The organism is Fusibacter sp. (assembly GCF_057447755.1).
Genome location: NZ_JBVBZF010000246.1, coordinates 1 through 5,440 on the forward strand (window position 1 = coordinate 1; position 5,440 = coordinate 5,440).

Annotated in this window: 7 protein-coding genes; all 7 read right to left on the minus strand. The window is 38.9% G+C overall.

The window, feature by feature from the left end:
* The coding region (wecB, locus tag AC220I_RS17630) for a non-hydrolyzing UDP-N-acetylglucosamine 2-epimerase (protein ID WP_486725179.1) at positions 1-762 on the minus strand (762 nt) is incomplete at its 3' end.
* A 91-nt stretch (positions 763-853) separates the two neighbouring features.
* On the minus strand, positions 854-1,891 hold the full coding sequence (locus AC220I_RS17635) for an MraY family glycosyltransferase (RefSeq protein WP_486725180.1): 1,038 nt from the start codon (positions 1,889-1,891) through the stop codon (positions 854-856).
* A gap of 43 nt (positions 1,892-1,934) precedes the next feature.
* Positions 1,935-2,423, minus strand: a complete 489-nt coding sequence (locus tag AC220I_RS17640; protein ID WP_486725181.1) for a deoxycytidylate deaminase — start codon at positions 2,421-2,423, stop codon at positions 1,935-1,937.
* 21 nt (positions 2,424-2,444) lie between these two features.
* Positions 2,445-3,074, minus strand: coding sequence for a uracil phosphoribosyltransferase (gene upp / locus AC220I_RS17645; RefSeq protein WP_486725182.1), 630 nt, complete (start codon positions 3,072-3,074; stop codon positions 2,445-2,447).
* A gap of 11 nt (positions 3,075-3,085) precedes the next feature.
* Positions 3,086-3,532 carry a ribose 5-phosphate isomerase B gene (gene rpiB, locus AC220I_RS17650; protein WP_486725183.1) on the minus strand — a complete coding sequence of 149 codons (447 nt, stop codon included), beginning with the start codon at positions 3,530-3,532 and terminating at the stop codon, positions 3,086-3,088.
* A 57-nt stretch (positions 3,533-3,589) separates the two neighbouring features.
* Entirely contained in the window at positions 3,590-4,693 is a 1,104-nt protein-coding gene (locus AC220I_RS17655) for an L-threonylcarbamoyladenylate synthase (protein ID WP_486725184.1), read from the minus strand.
* A 92-nt stretch (positions 4,694-4,785) separates the two neighbouring features.
* On the minus strand, positions 4,786-5,440 hold a 655-nt coding region (locus AC220I_RS17660; RefSeq protein WP_486725185.1), incomplete at its 5' end, for a cation:proton antiporter.

The following is a 5,440-nucleotide window of genomic DNA, read 5'->3' on the forward strand; positions in this document are numbered from 1 at the left end:
ATGTTTATCCGCAATTGCCCTAACCGCTGGATTTAGATGTATTGGAAAAATAACCTGTACATTTTCGTTGTTATCAATGATTGATCTAATCGCACCAAAGATATTTTCCATTGGCTCGCCCAGATTCTCCCTTCGATGTGCAGTCAAAAGGATGGTCTTGTAGCGATTATAATCAATTTCATTAAGTCTTGGATCTTCAAATAAGTAATCCTCTTTAATAACCATTTTCAAGGCGTCAATGACCGTATTTCCCGTTTTAACGATAGTGGATTCCTTAACACCTTCATTTAAAAGGTTGGCCACATTACCATCAGTTGCAGCAAAGTGCATCATGGCGATTCTACCAGTAAGGCTTCTGTTCATTTCTTCAGGGAAGGGACTATAAATATTGTGACTTCTGAGGCCTGCTTCCACATGTCCAACTGGAATTTGAGCGTAAAATGCCGCAAGTGCGCCAGCAAATGTCGTTGTCGTATCACCGTGAACAAGGATAATATCCGGCTTTTCAGTCTCTAAAATACCTTCAATGCCCTTTAAAACTCTTGATGTTATGTCACTTAAAGTCTGCCCTTTGGCCATGATGTTTAAATCATGTTTTGGCTTGATTTCAAAGAGACCGAGTACTTGATCCAGCATTTCTCTGTGTTGTGCTGTAACACACACGATGGATTCGATTTGAGGGTCTGCTTCGAGTGCTTTAACAAGCGGCGCCATTTTAATAGCCTCTGGTCTTGTGCCGAAAATTGTCATTACCTTTATCATTATAGCCTCCACTAGATGAAAAGCCCTCGATTACTCGAAGGCTTTTTAATTATTTTATTACATTCATGAAAATGCATGAAGCTTGTTTGAATTAAGATTCTGCATTAACCTGCTCTGCCTTTTTCTCAATTTCCTTGACTTTATTGATTGGAATAAAGACAACGATCGCCGCTATAGTGAGCAATACTCCGGCACCAATATACTCCCCTTTGAGAAGTGCAATGGCACCTGCTCCCATAAGTGCACCAATGAGATAAATGGATAAAACAGCTTTTCTTTGGTTGTAGCCAATGGATAAGAAACGATGATGCAAGTGACCCTTGTCCGCCTCCATAATCGGTCTTTTGTTGATTAAACGTCTCACAATGGCAAATGCCGTATCGAAAATCGGCACGCCAAGTGCAATAATTGGCACCACAACGGTTAATGCAGTTGCACCTTTCAGTGCACCTTCAATCGAAATTGCAGATAATACTAGACCCAAGAATAGTGCCCCAGCATCGCCCATAAAAATCTTAGCTGGATTGAAATTATAGGGTAAGAATCCCAATGAACTTCCTGCAAGTATAAGCGTTATCGTAGCGGCATCATATCTATGGTTGATCAGGGCAATATAGCCTAAGGTAACTGCTGCAATCGCAGAAATACCTGCTGCAAGCCCATCTAATCCATCAATAAGATTTACCGTGTTGGTTACACCCACGATCCAAATAATCGAAACCGGTATTGAGAACATACCAAAATAAATATAATCTGATGAACCAAAGAAGTTTGTCAAAAAGTTAATTTCAAAACCAGAAAAAACTAAAATTGAAGCTGCAACAAACTGCATTAATAGCTTTGTCTTGGCACCGAGTGGTCTAACATCATCCACCATACCAGTTACCAGCACGACGATCGCTCCCAGAAATAATCCTATTAACTTAGTTGTATGAATATTAGAAAATAAAAACATACTCACAAAAAAACCAGTAAAAATCGCAACCCCACCCCATAATGGAATAGGTTTATTATGCACACGTCGATCATCTTTAGGAATATCTATCGCACCAAATCTGTGTGCCATTTTAATGACAAGTGGCGTACAAAGGAAACTAATAACGCCTGCTAACAAAGCTGATATATACATATCAATTACACCTCTTTTAAAAGACCCTTTCTGGATAATTTAATTAATATCCAACATGATTCTCTAAGGAATCATCATAGTAAATCCAGTCACAAACGTCAATGACGCGATATTGACTCGAATCATCTCTTATAACTACTTTTTTGATGCCTGAATTTATAATTAATTTTTTGCACATTGCACATGAATTGGCCTCCACAACAAAACAGTTTTGTGAACGCTCTTTGCCCACAAGATACATTGTAGCACCGATCATGTCCCTTCTTGAAGCAGAAATAATAGCATTGGCTTCTGCGTGAACCGACCTACACTTTTCATAGCGCTCACCTCTTGGGATATTGAGTTTTTCTCTAACACAAACACCTACATCAATACAGTTTTTACGATCTCTTGGAGCACCTGAGTAACCAGTTGCAATTATTTCGTCTTCACTGACAATAATCGCGCCAAAATTTCGTCTGAGGCAAGTACCACGCTCTGCAACGGCCTCTGCAATATCAAGGTAATAGTTTATTTTATCTTTTCTCAACATAGCCCCTCCATCATCCATTGATTACTTGGTACCAAACAATCTATCGCCTGCATCACCAAGGCCTGGAATGATATATGCATGATCATTTAATTTTTCATCAATCGCAGCGATGTAGATATCCACATCCGGATGTGCTGTTTGAACTGCTGAGATACCTTCTGGACAACCAATTAAACAAACGAGTTTAATACTAGCTGCACCTTTATCTTTAATGAACTGAATTGCTGCATTTGCTGAACCACCTGTTGCAAGCATTGGATCTACAACGATAAGATCTCTCTCATTTACATCTGTTGGCAATTTACAGTAGTATTCCACAGGCTCTAAAGTCTCTGGATCTCTGTAAAGACCAATATGTCCAACCTTTGCTGCTGGTAAAAGATTTAAGAAACCATCCACCATACCTAAGCCCGCTCTTAAAATTGGAACAATCCCTACTTTTCTGCCTGATAAAACTTTTGTCATGGTTTTACAAATAGGCGTTTCAATCTCGACTTCTTCAAGAGGTAAATCACGTGTTACTTCAAATGCCATTAACATCGACATTTCTTTTACAAGCTCACGAAACTCCTTAGAACCTGTATTTTTATCTCTGATTAAGCTCAACTTATGCTGAATTAACGGATGATTCATCTCAAATACTTTACTCATTTTCCACCTCTTTATAGTTTTTCGTCTTCAATTTTCTTGATTTTGCCAACGCGCAGTGCATGTCTTCCAGCTTCAAACTCTGAATCAAAGAAAGCATCAATGATTTTTAAAGCCAAACCTTCTCCAACAACACGTGCACCTAAAGCTATAATATTGGCATTGTTATGCTTTCTTGCCATCTCAGCGCTGAAAGTATCACTAACAGGTGCTGCGATAATGCCTCTAACTTTATTTGCCGCTATGGAAATTCCGAGTCCTGTGCCACAGATTAAGACACCTAGTTCAAACTCACCATCAACGATTGCTTCTGATACTTTTAGTGCATAATCCGGGTAATCACAAGAATCCTCTGTGTATGTTCCAAAATCCTTTACATCGTACCCTTTTGACTGCAAATGCTTAATAACTGCATCCTTTAAGATCAAGCCACCATGATCCGAACCGATTGCTACCTTCATGAGGCACCTCCATTTTTATTCCTATCTATTATAAATTTTTGCACGTGAAATTGCAAATTAAATTCTCGTTACTTTCCCGTTTGACGCTTTTTTTAATCTATTCATAATGGCATGCCCTATACCTTCTTCTGAAACACCTCTCACGATAATTTTGTCACAGCCCGCATCATCACAGCGTCTTAGATTTTGAAACAATAATCTTGCGAACTCCTCCATATGCTTTATGCTACCATGCGCACATAAATAAACATACTGACTTAATTGTGTTTCAGAGTATTTAGTCTCTAAATACTTCCCTAAGACGAGTAGATCTTCTTCAAATCCCATGATACCGATTTTAGACTGGTTTGATATTGCAAGTTCAATGTTTTTTTCAAAAGCCAAAATGATCTGAGAGGCTTCACCTAGAATCACTTCTACTTCTGCATTGGGTGCATAATGTTTATACTTCATTCCTGGAGACTTAGGTGTTCCTGTTGTGGATTCATGATTGGCAATGGCAGGATCTATTTCACAAGCACCTACAACTTCTCTAATCATTTCAAGCGTCACCTTACCGGGTCTTAAAATCATAGGAATATCGCCAGTGACATCAAGCACCGTTGATTCTAAACCAACCTGAGCATCGGCACCTTCAATAATATAATCTACTTTGCCCATTAAATCCTCCACAACATGCTTTGCCTTTGTAGGGCTTGGTTTGCCGGATAAATTGGCAGATGGTGCCGCAACAGGTACCTGAGAGAGTTCTATCAATCTAAGTGCAATTTTATGGTCAGGCATCCTCACAGCAACAGTATCAAGACCACCAGTTACTTTGGTAGGTACGCCAGGCTTTTTGTGGAATACAAAGGTAATAGGTCCAGGCCAAAAAGCGGACATGAGCTCAAGGGCATATGCTTTTACATCTAAAACCAGGTCACTTAATTGCGATATTTTGGCAATATGAACAATCAAAGGGTTATCTGACGGTCTTCCCTTTGCCGCGTAAATCTTAGAAACAGCCTCATCACTAAGTGCATTTGCACCTAATCCATAAACCGTTTCGGTTGGAAAAGCCACAGTGCCATTATTTTTTAAGGCCTTGGCAGCATCTATTAAGAGATGGTCCAATTCGCTTGTAGAAATCTTATAATCTTCTATCTTAATCCGTTTAGTCATGTGAAACTCCATTTATTTATTATTTTAAGAAAAAGCAGTCTCTTATTTGAGAACTGCTTCGACGTATAATCAAAATTATTGAGGCCCTTTTATCAAGAATTTACCTCACCAAGGGTTTGGTTTCTATGAAAAGTCCATTTTAAAAGTGAAGGTGTAATCAAAGTTGTAACCAGTACCATGAGAATTGTAGCAGCCATATCCTTCTGTGTCAAGATTGACATTTTTAACCCGAGGCTTGCAATAATAATCGCCACTTCAGCACGTGGTATCATACCTACTCCGATTTGAAGTGATTTTGAACTGTCAAATCCAGAAAGTTTTGCGCCTACACCGCAACCGACAATCTTTCCGACTGATCCCAAGATGATAAGAATCGAGCCAACACCAAGTGCTGAAAATGCTTCCATAAGATTGATGTCCATACCAATGCCAACAAAGAAAATTGGCGTGAACATCAAGCCAGAAATTCTGCCAACTTCATGTGCAATCTGATGTTGATGTCTTGTCATTGAAAATATAAGACCTGCAAAATATGCCCCAGTTATAGCTGCAACACCAAATTCTTCTGAAAGAAAAGCCAAAAACAAACAAAGTACTATGGCCCAAATGATCACTTTATCTTCAATCACAAAATTTTCATCAAGTCTTTTGATGATTTTTATGAGTGCAAATCCAATACCATATAAAAGTCCAAAAAAAGCTACAATTTTAAAAACGACCAACCACACTGAAGTTGAGGCATTTGGG